Source organism: Chryseobacterium sp. GM_Chr_2, from assembly GCF_026540445.1.
GTDB lineage: Bacteria > Bacteroidota > Bacteroidia > Flavobacteriales > Weeksellaceae > Chryseobacterium.
The window spans coordinates 173160-194871 of sequence record NZ_JALNUD010000011.1; the positions used below are offsets into that span (position 1 = coordinate 173160).

The following is a 21712-nucleotide window of genomic DNA, read 5'->3' on the forward strand; positions in this document are numbered from 1 at the left end:
TAATAAAAATGAGCACAATATTCACAAAGATCATCAACGGAGAAATTCCTTCCTATAAAATTGCCGAAGATGAAAACTTTATTGCATTTTTGGATGCGATGCCTTTGGTAAAAGGTCACACATTGGTAGTTCCTAAAAAGGAAGTAGATTTAATTTTTGATCTGGAAAGCGAAGAGTATAAAAAACTTTGGGGTTTTGCTCAGGAGGTGGCCAAGAAAGTGAAAAATGCAATCCCTTGTGTGAGAGTAGGTGTGGCAGTTGTGGGATTAGAAGTTCCTCATGCTCATATTCATTTGATTCCTCTCAATAAAATGGAAGATATGAATTTTAGAAATGAACGATTAAAATTAACGGGCGAAGAGTACACCGAGATTCAGAACTCAATTATTAATTCTTAAAAAAATACAGAAGCTCGTAAAAATTAACTTTTACGAGTTTCTTTAATCATATACCTTATATATATTATATAAAAAATGAATTCAAACCAATGTTCTTTCTGCGGAAGAAAAAGAAATGAAGTACAGATGTTGATTTCTGGTCAGACTGGTTTTATTTGTGAAAATTGTATTGAGCAGGCACATACGATTGTAAAAGACTCAACTTCTAAGAACGGATTTTCACCGGCAGAAAATATAGACGATCTAAAAAAACCGAAAGAGATAAAAGAATTTCTGAACCAATATGTTATTGGGCAGGATCAGGCTAAAAAACAGCTTTCTATCGCGGTTTATAACCATTATAAAAGATTACTTCATGCTCAGGACGAAAACAGAGAAGTAGAGTTGGAGAAATCGAACATCATCATGATTGGTGAAACGGGAACGGGTAAAACGCTTTTAGCTAAAACTATTGCTAAAGAATTGAATGTTCCTTTCTGTATCGTAGATGCAACAATTTTAACAGAAGCAGGATATGTAGGAGAAGATGTTGAAAGTATCTTGTCTAGACTATTAATGGTTGCTGATTATGATGTTGAAAAAGCGGAAAAAGGAATTGTATTTATTGATGAAATTGATAAAATTGCAAGAAAATCTGATAACCCAAGTATCACAAGAGATGTTTCCGGGGAAGGGGTTCAGCAAGGTTTATTGAAATTGTTGGAAGGAAGTATTGTGAATGTTCCGCCTCAAGGAGGAAGAAAACACCCTGACCAAAAATATATTCAGGTAAATACTCAAAACATATTATTTATTGCCGGTGGAGCTTTTGACGGGATCAAAGAGATCATCGAAAGAAGAATGAACAAGCAGGCAATAGGCTTCAGCGCAGAAAAGATTAACAAAGTAGAGGAGGACGATTATGTATTAACAAATATTAATGCAATTGATCTTCGTTCTTTCGGATTAATTCCCGAACTTTTAGGAAGATTTCCAATCATCACTTATCTCGATAAACTCACAAAAGAGACGATGATCCGAATTATGAAAGAGCCAAAAAATTCAATTGTGAATCAATTTGTGGAACTTTTCAAAATGGATGGTACGAAATTAGAGTTTACAGATGGTGCAATTGCTAAAATTGTGGATGAAACTATTGAGAAAGGTTTAGGCGCCAGAGGATTACGAGGAACCACGGAAAAGGTGCTTGAAGACTATATGTTTGCAATAGGTGAAGAGAAGGAAATAATATTAACCGAAGATAATATTTTTGTTAATAAATAAAATATTTTTTTTTCTTCCAAAAAAAAAAACTACCTTTGCGGGTGAAGATTGTATTAACACACAAATAATTATATACAATGAGAAAAAGTTTATTTGCTATTGGTTTATTAGCAGCAGCTAGTTCTGTTCAGGCGCAGAATGTTCTATTACACGTAGATGACGCTGCTACTACGTATGTAAGCAAGGGAACGCTGGTTTATAACGGCGGGGGCTTACAAATGAGAGGGAACGGGGTAATCGAAAATCATGGAAACATCATGGTAAGCGGTGCTAGTACCGATTCTTTTAAAACGATCACTACTGGCGGCGCAGACAAGCCAGAAGGTTCTGTAACGGCTAATTTTGTTAACAAACTTAATGAGCCTACAGCTTATGCTACTCCAAACACGAATTCTTCGTCAGCTACTCCAGCATATACTTACGGACAGCTTTACATCTCGGGAATTCCACAAGCTAACATTACAGGTATTGTAGATCAGGAATACAGATCTATACAGCATGGTACTTATCAACAAATAGGTCTACCATTTTATGATAAAACGGTATCTACCTTAAGTGCTGATTTAGGGAAAAATTTCTCCAATGTAAGAGGATCTCAAAATGAAGTTCTTCAATATGGAAATGGTGCTGTTGTAAGCTATACTGTCCCTACGAATTACAAATTAGGAATCGGAGGAAACAGTGTTGCGGGACAAGCAGGTCCAGCTTACCTATATTATATGGTAGGAGCTTCAGGATTAGATGTAAGTACTACTACTAGAACATTAAAAGGGCGTCCTTTAAGTGATATTGGACAGTCAGTAACGCTAAGTAATGCGGGTAATGGTATTAACTTCGGAACTGGAGGTAATAATCAAAACATGTATGGAGAGAAGTATAACACCTATTCTCAGGATAGGTTTGAGATTGCTTCCGGAGGTGCCTCTTGGCAAGGTAACTATAGCAGAAATATCTATCAGTTTGCCAACCCTTTCTTGACGAATTTAGATTTAAGAAATATTGCATATAACGAGCCTGCAGCTAACGGTGATGGAGTTAATCTATCAAATATTTACGGAGTAAGATTAGAGCCAGGTCAAGTTACTACAAATAGTTCAGGTACGGGTGCTACGACAGCAGGAAAATATATTACTTTTAATGCAGGGGTGCCTACTGGGGATGTTGATTATATGATGATCAGACCTATGGGAACTTTCCAAATTAAGCTTAATAACAATAACAATACAGATGTATTGAACTTTGCTAATCTAAGAAGATTTAATTATTACAGTAGAGGAGCAAGTACAGATTATAGTGTAACAGCCAATAAGAATGCTTCTAAAGTTGGTACTGTAAAACAGCTTGGAGTTATCGGGTTAGATGCTAATGGAAATGAAGTGGGAAGAACATATTATGTTGTTTATCCTAATGGAGTGAGTGGGTATTCTAGTAACTCTAAAACACAAGTTACTGCAAGAGGGGGGAATCCTAATACTGCTGATCCTATCGGTACTTATGAAGAGGCTCTTACAGGAGGGGCTGATCCTAATCATAGTAATGATTATTGGTTATACATTAATGAAGCTAACGAAACAAATTTCAAAGGTAAAAATATTGTATTAGAAATAAATCCTGATAGAGTAAAGTCTTATAAATTTGAAATTCGTGAAGATGCTGCTTTAATTAATGATGGTCAACATCAATTATCAGCAGGTACTGGTTTCTATTATCAAGCTCCAAACGGAAGCGTAACGGAAGCTAAACAAGGTGATATTATTCCAGTTACATCAAGTATTGATAAATATAACTTATATTACGGAATGCCTGATAGAAATGTATTGGCTGTTGAGCCGGGAGCTTCTACTAAGCCTTCTAAAACAATCGTGGTTTATAACCCGGATATTACTAACTATATTGTTAGATTCGACCCTAGCTGGAAAAAAGCAGATATTGAGGTTTATGATATGAGCGGTAAACTAGTTCTTTCTAAGAAATCAGTTGATGCATCTACGGACTTTGTAATTGAATTGAATAAAGCAATTAAAGCTTCGTATGTTGTAAAAGTTGTTTCTGAAAAAGGTGAAACTGTTAACACTAAAATCTTAAAATAAAATATATGAAAACCATAAATAAACTATTATCAGCGCTTTTTCTATTTGTTATTACTTTAAGTTATGCTTCTGATATGCCGGCTATGCCAGCTCCGGGAGGTGATGGAGGTGATGGTACGGTAGGGCCAGGAAATCCATCTTCACCAATTGATATGTATATCATTGGTTTAGGAGTTGTGGCAATTATGTTGACTGTATTTTTTGCAAAAAAATACAAGACTCAAAAAATATAAAATTTTTATTAAAATATGATAAACTCTCTGATTTAGTCAGAGAGTTTTTTTATTTTTACTATATGAAAAAGATTTCTATACTAGCGGCATTTTTGGCTGCATTTTCTATACAGGCACAGTTTACAGTTACAGTTCAGACTCCAGCTGATTTTACCAACCAAGATGCTATTTTATATAGCTTAAATGGTTCGAGAGATATTATAGCTTCCACAGAAAAAGTAAAGAATGGTGTGCTTACTTTTAAGTATCCTACAAGTTATTCGGGAATGATGAAAATTTATTTTCCGGGATCTAATAATACTTTCAGCTTTATTTCTGAAAATAAAAATGTAAATATCAAGATTGAAGCTCAAAATAATAAAATTAATAATATTGTTTATCAGGATGAAGCCAATGATCTAATGAGTAAGCAGCAGGAAGGTTCTCAGAAAAAAGAACTTATTTTACCCGCTTTAACTCAGATTAAAGAATATTATAAAGATAATACAGATTTTGGTAAAGCATTAAAAACAGAAATAAGCCGATTAACAGGAACGTCAAATGAGATCGATCCTGCCAAACATCCGTTTATTTCTTATTACAATACCAATTACGCGAAATATATCGCAAATGACCCTTCTAAAAAGGTTTCTCAGGATGATATCGTAAACTTTATAGATAAGTCTAATGATATGCTTGAAACTTCTTCCTTGTTAAGGCCAGTTTTAGTAGCTTATTTAAATGCCGGTGGAAACGCAAATGTTGGGGCATCTGTAGACAAATTATTAGATAAATTAAAGGTTGAAACGCCAAGAGGGCAAACGGTGCTTTCTGAGTTAATAGATATATTTGATGTTTATGAGATGAAAGATCTTAAAGATAAATATCTTAATCTTGCTAAAAATCTTAAATGTACCATTACAGATCGACTGGCTTCTACATTAAAATCTAATGCAAACGTACAGATAGGATCTACTTTCCCGAACAATAAATTTCAGTCTCCTGTAAATACAACTGCTAAGTCAATTTATGATGTGAAAGCTGATAAAAAAGTCATCGTTTTTTGGTCATCTACATGTTCTCACTGTGAAAGTGAATTACCTAAATTATTGGAAAAATATAATGATCTGAAGGCAAAAAATATTCAGATTATAGGTTTATCTTTAGATGTAGATAAAGATTCTTACACTAAAAAAATTGCTGCATTCCCATGGATCAATGATTCGGAATTAAGAGGATGGAACAGTAGTTATACGGAAACTTACAATGTTCATGCAACTCCGACGTATTTTATTTTAGATGCTAACAATAAGATAATCAGCAAGCCAGATCATGTTGGCGATGTTTTAGAATATTTTAAGTTAAAATAATTTTGGAGGTTCAAATATATTTTCTATATTTGCACCACCAAAACGGCGAGGTAGCTCAGTTGGTTAGAGCGCAGGATTCATAACCCTGAGGTCACGGGTTCAATTCCCGTCTTCGCTACAATAGCGAGAAAAACCGAAACATTTGTTTCGGTTTTTTGTTTTTATATATTTCGATAATTTTTCTAAATCTCATTTTCAATACGTAGAATTCAAACAAAAATTTAGAGATTTACTTTCTGCATTAATATTGGTTTATTTGTGGCTATAAATAAAAAGCAATTAGCAATTAATATTGTTTCTCAGTTTTGTTGCAAATAAAACCTCTATGACTCTTTGTGATTAATCTAAAATCTAAAAATCAATATCACTAATCACAACAGTTTTATTAATACCCAAAAAATAATTTTCAAAAATTAAGCTATAACTATCGCGTAAAAAATAACCCGTAAAAGTTATTTTACGGGCTTTATACTAGTTTAAACTTGATAGCCTAATAATTGTCGTATTTGATAGAAAAACCTCTCAATTAGCCTTAAATCTTGGGTTACAATTTCGGCGCTTCCACGAAGTTCTTTATCAAAAGTTAAATTTTTATTGTAAGATGTTTTTAATCCTTGTGGAAGAACAATGTCTACATAATAATTTCCGTCTTTATCGGGCGAAAGAGATATATTTTGAACTTTACCCTTAACGATTCCGAATTCCTGATAACGATAATTGTCTAGTTTAATTAAAACTTTTTCTCCAGGAACTACTTTTCCCGAATTGGTAGCAGGAACAGACATTCTTCCCACTAATTTATCTTTATTTTTCGGAAGAATAGAAACAATGGCATCACCCATTTTTACAAATTGATTTTCACCAAAAAACTGCTGAAAACTAGCCATCCCATCTGTTGAAGAAATGATGAGATAAGTTTGCTCCCATTGTTTCAACGATTTTCTTAACTGCTCAAATAATTGAAGTGTTTGAGAAGAGTAGGTAATCTTATCTTTTTCAGTATTAATGGCAGCTCCGCTTTTTGTTTTGTTGAAATTTGAAATAGCCTCTTCCATCTGAGACAAAGAAATATTAATGTTTTCCACATTTTGCTGAGCCTGCAGATATTTTATTTTTTCGTTTTCAAGTTCTACGGAAGCAATCACACCTTGGTTAAAAAGTTCCTGAGAACGTTGATAATTTTTTCGTGTAAGATCATATTTAGCCTGCTCCAGAATTTTTTGTTGTTTCAAGTTGATAATTCTTCCTCGATATTCGGAAATACTTTGGTTGGCGGCAATATTTTCCGGTGCATAAGGTTGTAGTCTTGTAAAAAGCTGCTCATCCTGAAAAGCTTTAGCAAAATTATTATAATCTCCCTGCAACTCGCCCAGTTTGAAGTGCGAAACCTCACTTACAGGGAAAGAATAAAGGTTGTTGGGAGTCATATTATCCACATATTTTTTTAAGGCTAAAATATCGGTATAATTAGCCGTAGACTGCATTACCATTAAAACCTGATCTTTTTTTACATCCTGATGATCTTTGATAAGAATTTTTTCAATTTTTAAATTGTTTCTTGCTTCAATTTTTTCAGGTGGGTTTTGTGAAGTAACCACAATGGGAGCCGCAATAAATTCGGGATACTTTATAATGTAGCTCATGATCAAAATTAAAATAAGAATAATGAAAATGACACTATTTCCCCATCGGATCATCCAATGTGGCGGCTGGGTAAGAATGTCCTGAACGCTTTCAGAACGAAGTTCTATATTATCGAGTATATCTTTTTTAGTTTCCAAGTTCTAACTGATTTTTTACAAGTCTGTAATATTCACCTTTTAAAGCTACCAATTCTGCATGGTTGCCTTCTTCTACCAATTTTCCTTTGTCTAAAACAATGATTTTATCGGCATGCTTCACAGTAGAAAGTCTGTGCGCAATGACCACTGCCGTTTTGCCTTTAAAAAACTGTTCTAGATTTTCCATAATCACTTTTTCGTTGTTGGCGTCTAATGCAGACGTTGCTTCATCGAAAAATATGTATTCTGGAGATTTATAAACGGCTCTCGCAATGAAAAGTCTTTGTTTTTGACCACCGCTTACACCTACGCCTTCATTCCCGATTTTGGTATTGTAACTTAGCGGTAAACTTTCCACAAAGTCTTTAATATTGGCAATTTCTACAGCTTTTCTTAATTTTTGTTTATCGATATGATCTTCTCCAATAGCAATATTATTGGCAATAGTATCATTGAAAACATAACCTTCCTGCATTACGACGCCGCAGTGATCTCTCCAAAATCTTGGCGAAACACTGTTTAATTTTGTATTGCCAATTTTAATTTCACCTTCGTTGGGCTCATAAAATTTCATTAATAATTTTAAAAGAGTGGTTTTTCCGCTTCCGCTGGCTCCAACGATGGCTGTGGTTTTTTGATAAGGAATATTTAAGTTTAAATTTTCAAAAACAAAAACATCCGAACCAATATATCTGAAGGAAACATTTGAGATCTCAATGTCCTTTTGAGGAACTTCATGAACGTATTGTTCATCTTTATTTTCTTCATCATCTTTATCATGAATTTCACCTAATCTTTCCAACGAAATTTTAGCATCCTGGGTTTGTTTGATGAAATCTATTAATTGTAGCAAAGGGCTGTTCAATTGTCCGATAATATATTGAACGGAAAGCATCATCCCTAATGTAAGATTTCCGCTTAAAACTAGTTTAGCAGATAAAAAACTTACCAGAATATCCTTCATTTGGTTGATAAAATTTCCACCCACAGATTGCCATTGTTCTAGCGAAAGAGATTTTATTCTAAGCTTAAATAATTTCACCTGAAGAAACTCCCAGTCCCAACGTTTTTGTTTTTCGGCGTTATGCATTTTGATTTCCTGCATTCCGTTGATGAGCTCAATCACCTTACTTTGCTCCTGAGAAACCTGTGAGAATCTTTTATAATCTAATTCTTTTCTTTTTTTAAGGAAGAAAGTAATCCAGCCGATGTATAGCGCTGCTCCAATGATGTAAACTATAAATAGTTGATAATCATACATCAACAATACGATGCTGAAAATAATAAGATTCACCAAAGAAAATAATGTATTAAGAGAAGAACTCGTTAATAACTGTTCAATTCTATGGTGATCGTTGATTCTCTGCATGATATCTCCCGTCATTCTGGTATCAAAGAAACTGATGGGCAGCTTCATTAATTTGATAAAAAAATCTGAGATGATCGAAATATTGATTCTTGCTGAAAGATGTAATAAAATCCAGCTGCGGATCATTTCTATTCCCATTCTTCCTAAGAAAAGCATGATTTGGGCAAGCAAAACAAGGTAGATGAAATTTAAATCCTGATTCTGAATTCCGACGTCTACAATACTTTGGGTAAGAAAAGGGAATATTAAAGAAAGTAAACTGCCTGCCAAAAGCCCAATCGCTAATTGTATAACAAGTGTTTTATATTTCAACAAATATTTTGAAAGAAATGAAAAACTGGCTTTGCTTTCTTCTTCTTCAAATTCTGTCTGGAAAAATGCAGGAGTTGTTTCAAGAATTAAGGCAATTCCTTCTTCGGTATTTTCGTTGGCATTTTCACCAATCCAACTTTTGATGAATTCTTCTTTGGTATAAGTTATAAGCCCATAGCTGGGATCTGAAATATATACTTTATCATTTTTATCTACATCGTAAACGACCACAAAGTGATTTTTGTTCCAATGCACAACACACGGCATCGGAACTTCTTCTTTAAGTGTTGTAAAATCGATTTGCACACCCAGTGAGCGAAATCCAAGATCTTCGGCGGCATCGCTCAAACCAAGCAAGCTGCTTCCTTCTCTTGTGGTTTCAGAAAGGTTACGAATCTGTTGTAAAGAGATGCTTCTTTTATAATATTTACTTACAATCCTCAGGCAGGTTGGTCCGCAATCTTTGGAGTCTGGCTGGATGTAATTAGGGAATTTTTTCTTCATTAACTCTTGTAGAATTAGAGACTATACATATATAGCCTCTAATTTATATGTTATTTGATTTAGTTTAGTTTGAATTACAAAAAATTAATTTCTACAATTCATCATCGTACAATAATTCATCAATAAAGAACCAGATATCTTCGCGATCGTATTTATCTGGGAATTGATGACCATTAATAATAATGATAGGGGTAAAATTCAATCCGTTATTTGTATTGTCTTTGGACATTTCAATAATCGGATTAAGGTCTTCAGCATGATCTCCTCTTCCGGATTTTGCATGAATTTGATCTTCATTTTTAGTTTCAAACCATTCTTCAACAGTTTCAAGAAACTCTTTATGAGATTTGTTTTTGTAAATGTGAACGAAATCTGATATTAATCCGGTGTATTTTTCCGGGCTTCTGTCTGGAAAATAATTGAATCTTAATTGTGCTGAAATTTCGTTTGGATATTTCTTTACAATATCTTCCACAATTTTGTGTCCGTCTTTACAAAAACCGCAGTAAGGATTGGAAACAATCGAAATATGAAGTTTAGCTTCAGGATTTCCCAATGAAAATGTTTGATTATCCTGAAAAGCAATTTTTTCGTTTTCCAGCAATTGCCCTTTGAATAAGTCGTAATTTCTTTTGAATCTTAAATTTTTAGCATTCGATTTTTGTAATTTTTCTTTTTCTTCAAGTGTATTATTTAGATAAAGGATTGATGTAAAAGTGGCAATCCATAAAACAAGGCTTAATAAAACCGTTTTTATTTCAATAAATACATTTTCAAACAATAGAAAGCTGATGACCAGTTGAGCAACTAACACCGAAATAATCAATAGACAGACTCTGCAAAATGTTTTTTCTACAAATCCTTGAATGTAAAGTGAATATCCGATAGCTAAAACGGAAACAAAGGTAAATCCTTTAATGATGTATGATGTTGACGGAAGGAATAATCCCAAAATGGTAATTCCTATGAAATAAATTAATGAAAAGTCGGAAAATTTTAGCCCTAAAATGCTGGTTTTATCCTGTGTGATTATTTTATTACAAGAATTTACAGCCTGTTTTCCGCCGACTGTATCTCCACAAATGCTTCCGATAACCGTTGATGTATTTCCGAATTTTTGATTAAAAATTTCCAAAGAAATATAAACTCCCGCAAGAGAAAGTAGGTTAAAAATACTTTGATACCAGGTATGTGTTAATAAAGTATATGCAGCGATGAGAGCTAAAGCAAGGTAGAGAAGAGGTTTTATATTCAGCCCAGATTTACTTTCTGCATTTTCTGTTTTCTCAAATAAAAGTACAAAATCTGTTGAGCTTTTATGAAGTTCTGTTTTGTTTAAAGTTTTCGCCTTTTCTGAATATATTGAATAATTATTTCCTGTTTTTTTTACTAACGAAAAAGAATTATCAACAATGGCAATAAATTCTTCTGGCAGTTCATCCCAATATTGTTTTTCCAGTTCGTAGGCGTCATTTCGTACGCCCATAAAATTTAAAGTATCACTAAATGCCAAAGCAGACGGATAATTGGGGTGAGAATTAAACTGGAACAAAAACTCCTGTTTATCTAGTTTTAAGTAGTGTATTAGTTTATCGAAGATCATGTTAATATTTTCAACTAAAATACGCAGATGTTTTAAAAAAACAAATATTTTTCTTTTACAAGTGACTTATTTTAATAAATTATTTAAAATCGTTAATAATTTGTTGCAAATTGCCGTGAATTAAATATAAAAGGAGGAAAAAATTCCTCCTTTTTGTTGAACCATCTCTAACTATTAAATAATCTAGAAATGCATTCCCACGTTTTGTGATTCATTTGAGTTTCATTATTTTTTACCGGTGTAAAAAATAAAAAATTATTAGTTGTGTCTTTACCCATTGCAAACATACACAACACTCTTGTGTGAAAAAAGAAAAGCTACTCTAGATTTATAAATTTAGAAATGTTTTAGAGGTAATTCATTTGTTTTCAATGGTTTAACGTGTAGTGTTTTTTTATTTATTTTATGTTTTTAGTGTGTTTTAAGGTGTGTGAGTAAGGGGAATATTTGTATTTATTTTGGATTTGATGGAAATTAAGTGCTTATTTATTGTTGGATAAATAAAGTGTTATTTAAATTATAAGTTCAGTGAAAAAAGTGATTTCTTTCTTGAGAAGTCAAATTCAATAATATTATGATCAATTTCAATCCTTTTTTTGTCAATTTTTAAGGTTGAATATAAATACAGAACTTTCAAGCCCAAATATGTTGATTTTCTGGAACCGGAAGATTTTGTAGATTTCAAAAATTTAATAAAAAAGAATTTAAAAGAAAGCGAATTCTCAATACAAAATATCCTTTCTAAAGCAGAAGGCAAAATGCTGGAAAGCATTGTCCGAAGCCTATTTCATATGCATGTCAACAGAATATTTGTTTCTGATCAGAGATTGTTTGAAATGATTATCTACATCGTTACTATAAAACCCTTTTCTTTCAAAATACTCAAAATTGAGTTGGTTAAAGGTTTAATTGTTGTAGTAGGATTTTTAATTTAAATTGATTTAAGAACATTTAGTTTAAATTTTTATTAAGATCAAAATATTTTCAATTTCACGATCTATCTCAATTTGAGTATATAAGAAAAACACAAAATCAAACATTTGTTTGATTTTGTGAATTATTGTAGTTAAATTTACATATCGAATGATTTTTTATCATTAATTATAATGTTTTTAAGAATGTCATTCAACTGTGAGATTTTCAATGATTGTTGTACATCTACTTAAAAATTCTTAAAGTTTTCATAAAGTTTTAAAAAAGAAGTAAAATGTTTTTGTAATTACAAAATATGTTGTACTTTTACAACGCCTTGAATGAGGGAACAAGTCAAGGTAATAAATTTTTTTTCATCATTTGTGTTTTTAGAATCGTATCGCCTGATACGATTCTTTTGTTTTTTAGGCTATTTTTCGTAGTGAAGTAATAAATCAATGAAATAAGAATAAGTGACAGAACCTTCCTGTTGATTACTCTTTAAAAACAGATTGTTAGTAAATCCAAAAAAGTCATCTAATAAGCCTTGGTGTTTGTAAATAAATGCTCTTTCGTACAATCTGTCTTTTTTCATTTCCTGAGAATAATTTTTTAAAGCATTTTTTACAAAGTTTTCATCTTCATACGCAATTGAATTCAACAAACTTTTCAGAGTATAATATTCTGTGCTATATCTCAGATCGAGATTTTGAGAATGTACTCCTATTAAATAACCTACAAAATTGGCTTCTTGCTCTCTTGCAAAGCCCAATTGATGCGAACTTTCGTGTGCTGAAGTAAAAGGAAGAAAAGTAGAAGGTAATTCAGAATTATATTGTGCTTCTGCGGTGAACGGATTGTAATATCCCAAAATTCCAGTAAAGCTCATGATATTTTTAAACAGACTAGGTTTAAAAGAGTTGATCTGTGGAGCTTTTTTACTGGAAATAAAACTCGGGAGTTGTGATTGTTGATAGAGAATTTCTTTTTGTATCGATTTTAAATCTGTCACAATGAAAATCCCGTTTTTATCTTGACTGACAAGTTTTCGAGTGGCTTTACATTTTTCAAGATACTTTAAAGCTAATTCTTTTCTTCTTTCCAGCGAAGTGTCTGAAATGTTTCCTTTTTTAAGTTTAGCAATAATTGGAGTTTGGAAATACAGCATTCCCCAAAAAATCTGATAAATAAAGTAGAATGAATTAATGCCAATCAATAACTTTAAAAGACTTTTATTTCGGGTTTTCTTTTTAAAAGATGTAATAATGAAATAGAGAATAAAAATTCCCAATAAAGCATATAAAACATCGCCCATCGAAAACGGAATCCATGAAAATAAGATCTGATGAAAACTCTTCTGAATTTCGAAAAAATACTCAAAGAAAGAAATCATGAATTTCAGTTTGGAGAAGATAAAGAACAAAAGAAATTGGGCAAGTAATAAACCTGCCCAAAATCTCTTCTTATATATTATTTTTGTATTCTTAATGACCACTTCCTTTGGTGATTTTATCAAGATCAATTCCCTGAGATTTTAAAATTCCGGTAACTCGGATCGCATAGAATGCAAGATAAGCAAAACAGATAACACCTACGATATAACTTACGTGAATCGTTGCCAAATCTGCCACATATCCCTGAATCAAACTTACAATCCCACCTCCCATGATCATCATGACAAGCAAGCCTGAACCTTGATTGGTGTGTTTTCCTAAACCATTGATTGCTAAAGCAAAAACACATGGCCAAAGGGTAGAGCAAAATAATCCGACACTTGTGAAAGCGTATACGGAAACCATTCCTTTTGTAAACATACCAATTAATAAAGCGGCAATTCCGGCTACAGAGAAAATAAGTAACATTCTCGCAGGGTTTCCTTTACTTAAAATATCACAGATAATCATGGCGATGATAATTAAACCATATACATAGAAAGGTTTCAAATCATGATGCGCAATTGCATTTACTAATAAGAATACTGCAAAAGCTAGATAAGGTGCTAAAAATCTTAAAATCTTTTTAAATCCTGCGCTTAAATCAAACGCATCAACAGCGCCGGTCCAACGGCCGATCATCATCGAAGCCCAATATAATGATATGTACGGAGCAACATCTTTAGTTTCAAAGCCAAGATCTTTTTCCATATAAGCAGGAAGATTACTTGCTGTGGAAACTTCAACACCTACATAAACAAAGATCGCGATCATCCCCATAATCAACTGTGGATAATGGAAAGCCGATTTTCGGTGTTCTCCAGGAGTAGAATCTTCTGTATTTTCAATATTTGTTGGCGTTACCGATGGCAGAGAAGAAAACTTCAACATAATGGCCACCAAAACAAAAGCGGCACCTAAAATAAGGTATGGTACTTTCACACTTTCAATACTTATATCTGTACTGGCTGCGGTAGCCGATCCGAAGATGGCGAAAGAAACAATAAGTGGTCCTATCGTTGTTCCTAAGTTGTTGATACCTCCAGCCATTGTTAATCTCTGAGATCCTGTTTCTGCAGGCCCTATTTCAATAGCCAATGGGTTGGCAACAATCTGCTGTAAGGAAAATCCAAGTCCTACAATGAAAAGACCGGCGATCATGAGTGGGAACGATCCCATATTGGCTGCTGGATAAAACAATAAAGTACCAGCTGCTGAAATAAGAAGACCTATGATAAGCCCGTTTTTGTAGCCGATTTTATTAATTAAATCTTGTTTCAATCCTTTTGAAACCGCCATATAAATTAAAGAACCTACCGTATATGCCACATAAAAGCATATTTGTACGAGCATACTTTCGGTTTGGGTTAAATTAAATGCCTTTTTGAAAACCGGGATCAGGATGTCATTACTTGCCGCAATAAAGCCCCAGAAAAAAAATACAGTAACTAATGGAATAAATTGCCCCCAATTAGTTTGCTTTGAATAATTTGACATGTTTGTTAAAAATTTCTTAACAACAAATATATATTATTTCTTTTAATTAATGTGATCTACCAAAGTTTTTTTTATTTCGTCAAAAGCCCTTGTTTTCAGTTCTTTCGGGGAATCTGAAGCGGGTAAAATTCCGTTAAAATATACTTTTACTTTACCCGGATAACCTTTTGAGTTATCAAACGGAAAAATTTCCTTTAATCCGATAAAAGTGTGAATTGCGATTGGGGAATTATGTTTCGAAGAAAGTGTAAATGCACCATCTTTAAATTCATCTAAAATTACAGAAGTATCATCCGGAACACCACCTTCAGGAAAAATAACGATGTTGTTCCCTTCCTCCATTTTTTCGGCACATCTTCGGTACACATCTGCGCGGCTTCTTGCGCTGCTTCGGTCTACCATTACGCATATCCTTTTATATATGGTTCCAAAAATCGGGATCTTTACCAACTCTTTCTTTCCAACAAAGCAAATCGGGTGGTGCGGATACAGAATACAGGTAAGCATAATATCCATGATCGAAGTATGGTTAGAGATAATAACGTATTGGGTGTTCTTATCTATCATTTGATCTGAAAGGTTGATGAGCTCATACCGTAAACCCATTCCGTAGAACATTCCGTAGCTCCAGAAGCGGATGAATTGATAAGCATATTTATAATGCTTTTTATTAAACGATAAGATATAAACCGGAATCCCAAAAATGATTGTTAAAACAAATGCCAACAATATCAACCAAAATCTCCAAAAATAATTTAAGATCTTTCCCACACGTTATCCATTAAAAATTACTTTCTTTTTCACCGAATAATTCAGAACCGAAACTAATAAAATTGCAGCAATTTTACTAATCATTTCCGGACTTAACGTATAAAACCCAAGATCTATATTATCTTTAAATATCCAACTGTAAAATATCTGGAAGAAACCAAGACTAAATAAGGTCGAAATAAATGATACTAAAATAAAATAAGCAAATTCTTTTCTCTTCGAATGTTTTCCTCTTTCAAAAACAAACCAGATGCTCAGGAAATAATTGGTGATGATTCCACAACTTGTAGAAAAGATATTACTGAGAGGATAATGTATTCCATGATAATCCGGCTCATGCGGAAATATCTGAGGAAGAAGCGTGCTGAAGGTTTTAAAACTCCCGATTTCAACCACTGCACTCAGTCCTCCTGCAATGATGAAGAATAAAATCTGTTTATGACGTAGTACTAATTCTTTCATCTAATATATATGATGTGCAAATTTATAACTATATGTTAAACCCTTAAAAAAAGATGTTAAATATTTTTGTGAATTAAAATTAATTTCTAAATTTAATCTAACTAATACGGAACGAAACTACCTGATAATAAATTCATTTTCAGCTTATTGTGCTGTTGGTTTTTCTATCTTGTAAGCTGGGCGCATCGTCTTGCAATTAAAAATTTATTACCGCTTTTTACCCACTTAACTACCATTATTTGTATGAAAAATCAAAACAAATACAGAAAATTCCGGCTTCAGCAAAAAAATATTGAAGCACTAGAAAAAGAAAGTACACGCTTCAAACGCGTATATTCTGAGTATGAAAATATGTCCAATGAACTTTGGAATCTTGAAAACTCTACTGGGGAACCTGTGCCGGATGATTTTATCAATGCAATGATACTTCAGACCTCTTATTTAGAAGATGAGATCGAAGATTGGTTGATACAGTTTAATGATAAAAAAACTGAAACAAAACATTAATAATGCATTATGCATTTTAAAATATATGGAAGCATTCAGTCGAGTGCTTCTTTTTGTTTCTTAATAAAACTCTAAAACTCTAAAACTCTATAAGGAGCTATTTCCCGCTTTCCGCACTCGCTATTTTTTTGTTTTCGGCTCGGGCTGGCAAAGCCAGCCCGAGCCGAAAACAAAAAAATGAGCTCAAACAAAGCTTCAAGCGGGGCTAGGGTTTTAGTCATTAATTTAAAAATTTGTATATTAAATCAAAATTAAATATAATAACAACTTAAAAACACTGATGAAAATATTTAAACCAAAACACACGTGCGCCAAAATAAAAGGAGCGCTTTCTAAAATAAATAAAGAATATTCCAAAATAAAGGAGACAACGACGAGACCAGAAATAACATATATGTCATGTCGAATATCTCACATCTTACAAGATAAATTCATAATTTAGCATCCTTAAACTAAAATGAAAGATATGGTTGCTATTGTTGATAGTGGTTCTACCAAAACAGATTGGGTAATACTCGACGACTTTAAGAAAGTTTTCCTGAAAACGGAAACCATTGGTTTCAACCCGAATTTTATCAGCAAAGAACTTATTGTTCCGGAAATCGAAAAAAATACAAGCTTAACTTCCGTTAAAAATTCCATTACCAAGATCTTTTTCTATGGTTCAGGCTGTGGTGTTCAGCAAAACTGCGATACCATTGTTGAGGAATTAAGCAAAGTATTTTTAGATGCAGAAATTACCGTAAGAGAAGATCTTATGGCGGCGGCGTATGCTGCTTATCAGGGTAAGCCTGCAATCGTTTGTATTTTGGGTACAGGTTCCAATTCTTGCTATTTCGATGGTAAAGATTTAACGATCAAATTACCTTCATTGGGTTTCCTGATGGGAGACGAAGGAAGCGGAAGCGCTATCGGAAAACAATTGGTGAGAAGATTCTTTATGCAGAAACTTCCACAAGATCTTCATGATGATTTTCACCAAACATACAATTTAACGATTGATGAAGCGCTGAAAAATATGTATCACAAGACAAGACCCAATGCCTTTCTTGCAGACTTCAACAGATTTGTGGTCGATAGAAAAGATCATCCTTATCTTCAAAAAATGGTGCACGAAGAAATGCTGAATTTCTTCGATTATCAGGTTCTTCCTTATGAAGAATCAAAAGACGCCGAAGTTAGTTTTATCGGCTCCATTGCTTATTATTACGAAAATATTCTACGTTCTGCGGCAGCAGAGCTTAACCTTAATGTGGGGCAAATCGTACAAAAACCAATAGAAAGTTTAGTCGATTACCATATTAAATATATACTTTAAACAAAAAATAAAATTCTATGTCAAGTAAAACCCACCGCGACGAAAAGAACTTTAATCAGGCCGCGTTAGATTACCATAAAGCCGAACCTAAAGGAAAAATCGAAGTTATCCCTTCAAAGCCACACTCTTCTCAGAGAGATTTGTCATTGGCATACTCACCGGGGGTTGCAGTTCCTTGTATGGAAATCCACAACAAGCCGGAAACAGTTTATGATTACACGGGAAAAGGAAATCTGGTAGCAGTTATTTCTAATGGTACAGCCGTTCTTGGGTTGGGAGATATCGGAGCAGAAGCCTCAAAACCGGTAATGGAAGGGAAAGGTCTTTTATTCAAGATCTTCGCAGATATTAATGTTTTTGATATCGAAATCAATGAAAAAGATCCGGATAAATTCATCGATATTGTAAAAGGTATTGCTCCTACTTTTGGGGGAATCAATCTTGAAGATATTAAAGCTCCGGAAGCTTTTTATATTGAGCAAAGATTAAAAGAAGAATTAGATATTCCTTTGATGCACGATGATCAGCACGGAACAGCGATTATTTCGGCTGCCGCTTTGATCAACTCTTTGCAGATTGCCAATAAAAATATTGCAGAAGTAAAAATGGTGGTAAACGGAGCAGGAGCAGCGGCAATTGCTTGTACCAACCTTTATATTTCTTTAGGTCTGAAGAGAGAAAACGTGTTGATGTGCGACAGTAAAGGAGTTATCAACCATAAAAGAGAAAACCTTACGCCTGAAAAATTAGATTTCATTGTTGAAACCGATATCGATACATTAGAAGATGCCGTAAAAGGTTCTGATGTTTTCATCGGATTGTCTAAAGGAAACGTAATGACTCCTGAAATGTTGTTAAGCATGAACGAGAATCCTATCGTTTTCGCATTGGCAAACCCAGATCCGGAAATTGCTTACGATCTTGCGCTTGAAACTCGTAAAGACGTGATCATGGCAACGGGTAGAAGTGATTATCCTAATCAGGTAAACAATGTGCTTGGTTTCCCATATATTTTCCGTGGGGCATTGGATGTTCAGGCAAAAGGAATCAATGAAGCGATGAAATTGGCAGCCGTTCACGCCATTGCTGATTTGGCGAAAGAACCAGTGCCGGAAGCTGTAATTTTAGCGTATAATATTCAGAATCTTCAGTTTGGTAGAGAGTATTTCATTCCGAAACCATTCGATAACAGATTGATCACTAAAGTATCAAGCGCTGTGGCAAAAGCGGCGATTGAAAGTGGTGTTGCTGGAAAAACCATCGAAGATTTCGAGGAATACGAAAATCAGCTTCTTGACAGAATGGGAAGAGATGAGAAGTTGGTAAGAATGATGCAGAACCGTGCAAAATCTAACCCGAAAAGAATCACTCTAGGAAATGCTGAAGAATATAATGTATTAAAAGCGGCTCAGATTCTTTATGAGGAAGGTATTGCTTTTCCAAGCTTGCTAGGAAACAAAAAATACATCAAAGAGCAAATGGAACGTTTCGGAATCCAGTTGGATGTGCCGATTATCGATCCAAGCGATGATGATCAAAAAGAAAACAGAAAACGATACAGAGAAACACTTTGGAAACTTCGTCAGAGAAAAGGAATGAACGAGTACAAAGCGAAGAGATTCGTTCGTCAGAGAGATTATTTCGGGCCATTGATGTTGAAACATGGTGATACAGATGGTTTGATCATTGGTTTCTCTAAAAACTATGTTTCTACGTTAAGACCAGTTTTAGAAGTCATCGAAAAAGATAAAGGAGTTGATAAAGTAGCGGCAATGATGATGATTTTATCTGAAAAGAAACCTATTTTCTTCGCCGATACATCGATCAACCAAAATCCTACAGCGGAAGATTTGGTAAATATTGCTAAAATGGCTGAGATTACCGTTAAAACTTTTGCGATTGAACCAAGAATTGCAATGTTAGGTTTTGAAAACTTTTCTGCAATTTCTGAAACTTCTAAAAAAGTAGCAAAAGCAGTAAGTATTCTTCACGAAAAATTCCCGAAAATGATTGTGGATGGAGAAATTCAGCCAGATTTTGCGATGAATGCAGATCATTTAAGCGATTATCCTTTCTCAAAATTAGGAAATACTCCGGCAAATACCTTTGTTTTCCCGAATTTGGAATCTGCAAATTTATCTTACAAAATCATCAGAGGAATGAAAGTAGCTCAGGTTATCGGACCAATCTTGATGGGACTAAGTCAGCCGGTTCACGTTTTACAGATGCGTTCAAGCGTTGATGAGATCGTAAACTTAGCAACGGTTGCTGTTCTTGATGCTCAGAGAAGAGAGAAAAAATAAAAATAAATTAAGCTTTATTAAACCTTCAAGACTTCAAAACCTTGAAGGTTTTTAATTTTAACTTTAAATACAAATAGAAAAAAGATGAATTTTAATGCAAAGGCGATTATTTTTGATATGGATGGAACTTTGGTAAATAACATCCCTTATCATGAAGAATCCTGGATCGTATTTTTAAAGGAATACGGAATTATGATAGAGCCTGAAAACTTCTCAGCTCAAAACCATGGAACGCTGGACGAAATGATTATCCGTTTTTTTGGAAATGATTTGTCTAAAGAAAGAATTCATGAGTTGGGATTGGCAAAAGAAAATGCTTATCAGAATTTATATCAACCACACATTAAAGAAGTAAATGGATTAACTCCTTTTCTTCAAAAATTAAAACAAAATAACATCAAAATTGGTCTTGCCACTATGGGAATTCCTGCTAGTATTGATTTTATTTTAGGAGGATTGAATATCAAAAATTATTTTGACGAAATCACAGGCGGAATCGAGGTTTTAAAAGGAAAACCGAATCCTGATATTTTCCTGAAAACGGTTGAAAAATTACAGGTCGACGGAAAAGATACCTTAGCCGTTGAAGACTCAATGGGCGGAATAAAATCTGCAAAAGATGCAGGTTTAAAAGTCGTTGGAATTACAACTACGCATTCCGAAGAAGAATTGATGGACAACGGTTGTACTTTCGTAATCCATGATTATACTAATATTGATTTGAATTAAATAAAGAGGCAAGTAAAAAGTGAAAAGAGACAAGGAGAGTAGGTTTGAAATTTAAAAAGGTTTCATTTTAAAACATCATTCGATGCGTGGCTGTGATAACCGAAAATACTTCCAGCCTCAATCTTCCCACTTCCAGCCTATCAAAAAAGACTTCAAAATTTTGAAGTCTTTTGTTTTTTCGTAAAATCTTTAAAATCATCACCTAAAATTAAGTTAAAAAGCATTCCTGTGTTAAATGAAAATATTAATTAGTTTAATTTGCTATATTTGGGAGTTTTAAAAATTAATAATGATATTTTCACTTCAAGGCAATGTTCAGGAACTTACGCCTACTTACGCAGTAATCAACGTACAAGGAGTTGGTTACTATGTAGGTATTAGCCTAATGACCTCACAGACACTGACTTTAAATAAGGAGACTTTCCTTTTTATTCAACAAATTATTCGAGAAGATGCGCATTTACTTTTTGGGTTTAATACTCGTTCGGAAAAAGAAATGTTCAATCTGTTAATAAGCGTTAATGGCGTGGGTGCTGTTTCCGCTCTTATTTTGCTATCAACTTTAAGTCTTGATGAGATTGCTGCTGCCATACTTTCCAAGAACAGCGCAGTGATTCAAAAAGCGAAAGGTATCGGTGCTAAAACTGCTGAAAGAATTATTGTAGACCTTAAAGATAAGGTACAGAAATTCAGCAATCCGGATGAAAATATTTCTACGTTTGTAGATAATAAAATCAAGGAAGAATCGTTATCTGCATTAGAAGTTTTGGGTATTCCGAAACGTATGAGCGAGAAGCTTGCAGACAGAATAATAAAACAAAATCCAAGTATCTCGGTAGAGGAATTGGTGAAACAAATTTTAAAAAACATTTAACATT

At 33.6% G+C, this 21712-nt stretch carries 18 protein-coding genes and 1 tRNA gene; 12 read left to right on the plus strand and 7 right to left on the minus strand.

Annotated features, from left to right (window positions below; all coding sequences use genetic code 11):
• Window positions 1–8: 8 nt before the first annotated feature.
• From OXQ85_RS16705 to OXQ85_RS16730, 6 genes are all read left to right on the plus strand, one after another.
• Window positions 9–398 (plus strand): HIT family protein, encoded by a 390-nt coding sequence (locus OXQ85_RS16705; RefSeq protein WP_267405939.1) that lies wholly within the window; start codon window positions 9–11, stop codon window positions 396–398.
• 75 nt (window positions 399–473) lie between these two features.
• The gene (clpX, locus tag OXQ85_RS16710; RefSeq protein WP_267405940.1) at window positions 474–1661 is read left to right on the plus strand and encodes an ATP-dependent Clp protease ATP-binding subunit ClpX; all 1188 of its coding nucleotides are present in this window, start codon (window positions 474–476) and stop codon (window positions 1659–1661) included.
• A 77-nt stretch (window positions 1662–1738) separates the two neighbouring features.
• Window positions 1739–3751 (plus strand): T9SS type A sorting domain-containing protein, encoded by a 2013-nt coding sequence (locus tag OXQ85_RS16715; protein WP_267405941.1) that lies wholly within the window; start codon window positions 1739–1741, stop codon window positions 3749–3751.
• A 5-nt stretch (window positions 3752–3756) separates the two neighbouring features.
• Complete coding sequence (locus tag OXQ85_RS16720; RefSeq protein WP_267405942.1) at window positions 3757–3984, plus strand: signal peptidase; 228 nt, start codon at window positions 3757–3759, stop codon at window positions 3982–3984.
• Between the two features lie 62 nt (window positions 3985–4046).
• A complete protein-coding gene (locus tag OXQ85_RS16725) occupies window positions 4047–5333 on the plus strand; it encodes a TlpA disulfide reductase family protein (RefSeq protein WP_267405943.1) in 1287 nt (428 codons plus the stop codon).
• Between the two features lie 44 nt (window positions 5334–5377).
• Window positions 5378–5451: transfer RNA gene (locus tag OXQ85_RS16730), tRNA-Met, on the plus strand.
• A gap of 358 nt (window positions 5452–5809) precedes the next feature.
• Here the strand turns inward: OXQ85_RS16730 and OXQ85_RS16735 are convergent.
• The 3 genes from OXQ85_RS16735 to OXQ85_RS16745 form a co-directional block, all read right to left on the minus strand.
• Complete coding sequence (locus OXQ85_RS16735; RefSeq protein ID WP_267405944.1) at window positions 5810–7114, minus strand: HlyD family efflux transporter periplasmic adaptor subunit; 1305 nt, start codon at window positions 7112–7114, stop codon at window positions 5810–5812.
• Window positions 7104–9299, minus strand: coding sequence for a peptidase domain-containing ABC transporter (locus OXQ85_RS16740; RefSeq protein WP_267405945.1), 2196 nt, complete (start codon window positions 9297–9299; stop codon window positions 7104–7106). The genes OXQ85_RS16735 and OXQ85_RS16740 overlap by 11 nt, the downstream gene beginning before the upstream one ends.
• A gap of 91 nt (window positions 9300–9390) precedes the next feature.
• Entirely contained in the window at window positions 9391–10902 is a 1512-nt protein-coding gene (locus OXQ85_RS16745; protein ID WP_267405946.1) for a thioredoxin domain-containing protein, read from the minus strand.
• 596 nt (window positions 10903–11498) lie between these two features.
• Between OXQ85_RS16745 and OXQ85_RS16750 the strand changes: the two genes are divergently transcribed.
• Window positions 11499–11837: a lantibiotic dehydratase C-terminal domain-containing protein gene (locus OXQ85_RS16750; protein WP_267405947.1), complete on the plus strand. Its 339-nt coding sequence runs from the start codon at window positions 11499–11501 to the stop codon at window positions 11835–11837.
• 407 nt (window positions 11838–12244) lie between these two features.
• Here the strand turns inward: OXQ85_RS16750 and OXQ85_RS16755 are convergent, their stop codons facing one another.
• The 4 genes from OXQ85_RS16755 to OXQ85_RS16770 all read right to left on the minus strand — a co-directional run bounded on the left by OXQ85_RS16755 (window position 12245) and on the right by OXQ85_RS16770 (window position 15977).
• On the minus strand, window positions 12245–13207 hold the full coding sequence (locus tag OXQ85_RS16755) for a DUF3810 domain-containing protein (RefSeq protein ID WP_267405948.1): 963 nt from the start codon (window positions 13205–13207) through the stop codon (window positions 12245–12247).
• A gap of 91 nt (window positions 13208–13298) precedes the next feature.
• Window positions 13299–14744, minus strand: a complete 1446-nt coding sequence (locus OXQ85_RS16760; RefSeq protein ID WP_267405949.1) for a sugar MFS transporter — start codon at window positions 14742–14744, stop codon at window positions 13299–13301.
• Between the two features lie 42 nt (window positions 14745–14786).
• Window positions 14787–15515, minus strand: coding sequence for a lysophospholipid acyltransferase family protein (locus tag OXQ85_RS16765; protein ID WP_267405950.1), 729 nt, complete (start codon window positions 15513–15515; stop codon window positions 14787–14789).
• Between the two features lie 3 nt (window positions 15516–15518).
• A complete protein-coding gene (locus OXQ85_RS16770) occupies window positions 15519–15977 on the minus strand; it encodes a GtrA family protein (RefSeq protein ID WP_267405951.1) in 459 nt (152 codons plus the stop codon).
• A 243-nt stretch (window positions 15978–16220) separates the two neighbouring features.
• Here OXQ85_RS16770 and OXQ85_RS16775 point away from each other — a divergent pair, with 243 nt between their 5' ends.
• From OXQ85_RS16775 to ruvA, 5 genes are all read left to right on the plus strand, one after another.
• A complete protein-coding gene (locus OXQ85_RS16775) occupies window positions 16221–16484 on the plus strand; it encodes a hypothetical protein (protein ID WP_267405952.1) in 264 nt (87 codons plus the stop codon).
• A 466-nt stretch (window positions 16485–16950) separates the two neighbouring features.
• The gene (locus OXQ85_RS16780) at window positions 16951–17802 is read left to right on the plus strand and encodes a BadF/BadG/BcrA/BcrD ATPase family protein (RefSeq protein WP_267405961.1); all 852 of its coding nucleotides are present in this window, start codon (window positions 16951–16953) and stop codon (window positions 17800–17802) included.
• Between the two features lie 17 nt (window positions 17803–17819).
• On the plus strand, window positions 17820–20105 hold the full coding sequence (locus tag OXQ85_RS16785; RefSeq protein ID WP_267405953.1) for an NADP-dependent malic enzyme: 2286 nt from the start codon (window positions 17820–17822) through the stop codon (window positions 20103–20105).
• 84 nt (window positions 20106–20189) lie between these two features.
• The gene (locus OXQ85_RS16790; protein ID WP_267405954.1) at window positions 20190–20834 is read left to right on the plus strand and encodes an HAD family phosphatase; all 645 of its coding nucleotides are present in this window, start codon (window positions 20190–20192) and stop codon (window positions 20832–20834) included.
• Between the two features lie 289 nt (window positions 20835–21123).
• Window positions 21124–21708, plus strand: a complete 585-nt coding sequence (gene ruvA, locus OXQ85_RS16795) for a Holliday junction branch migration protein RuvA (protein ID WP_267405955.1) — start codon at window positions 21124–21126, stop codon at window positions 21706–21708.
• Window positions 21709–21712 lie beyond the last annotated feature (4 nt).

Bases quoted from the DNA above. Each gene is read 5' to 3' on its own strand.
- clpX (WP_267405940.1), top strand. From the start codon at position 474: ATGAATTCAAACCAATGTTCTTTCTGCGGAAGAAAAAGAAATGAAGTA.
- OXQ85_RS16715 (WP_267405941.1), top strand. From the start codon at position 1,739: ATGAGAAAAAGTTTATTTGCTATTGGTTTATTAGCAGCAGCTAGTTCT.
- OXQ85_RS16745 (WP_267405946.1), bottom strand. From the start codon at position 10,902: ATGATCTTCGATAAACTAATACACTACTTAAAACTAGATAAACAGGAG.
- OXQ85_RS16740 (WP_267405945.1), bottom strand. From the start codon at position 9,299: ATGAAGAAAAAATTCCCTAATTACATCCAGCCAGACTCCAAAGATTGC.
- OXQ85_RS16720 (WP_267405942.1), top strand. From the start codon at position 3,757: ATGAAAACCATAAATAAACTATTATCAGCGCTTTTTCTATTTGTTATT.
- OXQ85_RS16705 (WP_267405939.1), top strand. From the start codon at position 9: ATGAGCACAATATTCACAAAGATCATCAACGGAGAAATTCCTTCCTAT.
- OXQ85_RS16725 (WP_267405943.1), top strand. From the start codon at position 4,047: ATGAAAAAGATTTCTATACTAGCGGCATTTTTGGCTGCATTTTCTATA.
- OXQ85_RS16770 (WP_267405951.1), bottom strand. From the start codon at position 15,977: ATGAAAGAATTAGTACTACGTCATAAACAGATTTTATTCTTCATCATT.
- OXQ85_RS16785 (WP_267405953.1), top strand. From the start codon at position 17,820: ATGTCAAGTAAAACCCACCGCGACGAAAAGAACTTTAATCAGGCCGCG.
- OXQ85_RS16760 (WP_267405949.1), bottom strand. From the start codon at position 14,744: ATGTCAAATTATTCAAAGCAAACTAATTGGGGGCAATTTATTCCATTA.
- OXQ85_RS16775 (WP_267405952.1), top strand. From the start codon at position 16,221: ATGAAAAATCAAAACAAATACAGAAAATTCCGGCTTCAGCAAAAAAAT.
- OXQ85_RS16780 (WP_267405961.1), top strand. From the start codon at position 16,951: ATGGTTGCTATTGTTGATAGTGGTTCTACCAAAACAGATTGGGTAATA.
- OXQ85_RS16790 (WP_267405954.1), top strand. From the start codon at position 20,190: ATGAATTTTAATGCAAAGGCGATTATTTTTGATATGGATGGAACTTTG.
- ruvA (WP_267405955.1), top strand. From the start codon at position 21,124: ATGATATTTTCACTTCAAGGCAATGTTCAGGAACTTACGCCTACTTAC.
- OXQ85_RS16755 (WP_267405948.1), bottom strand. From the start codon at position 13,207: ATGATTTCTTTCTTTGAGTATTTTTTCGAAATTCAGAAGAGTTTTCAT.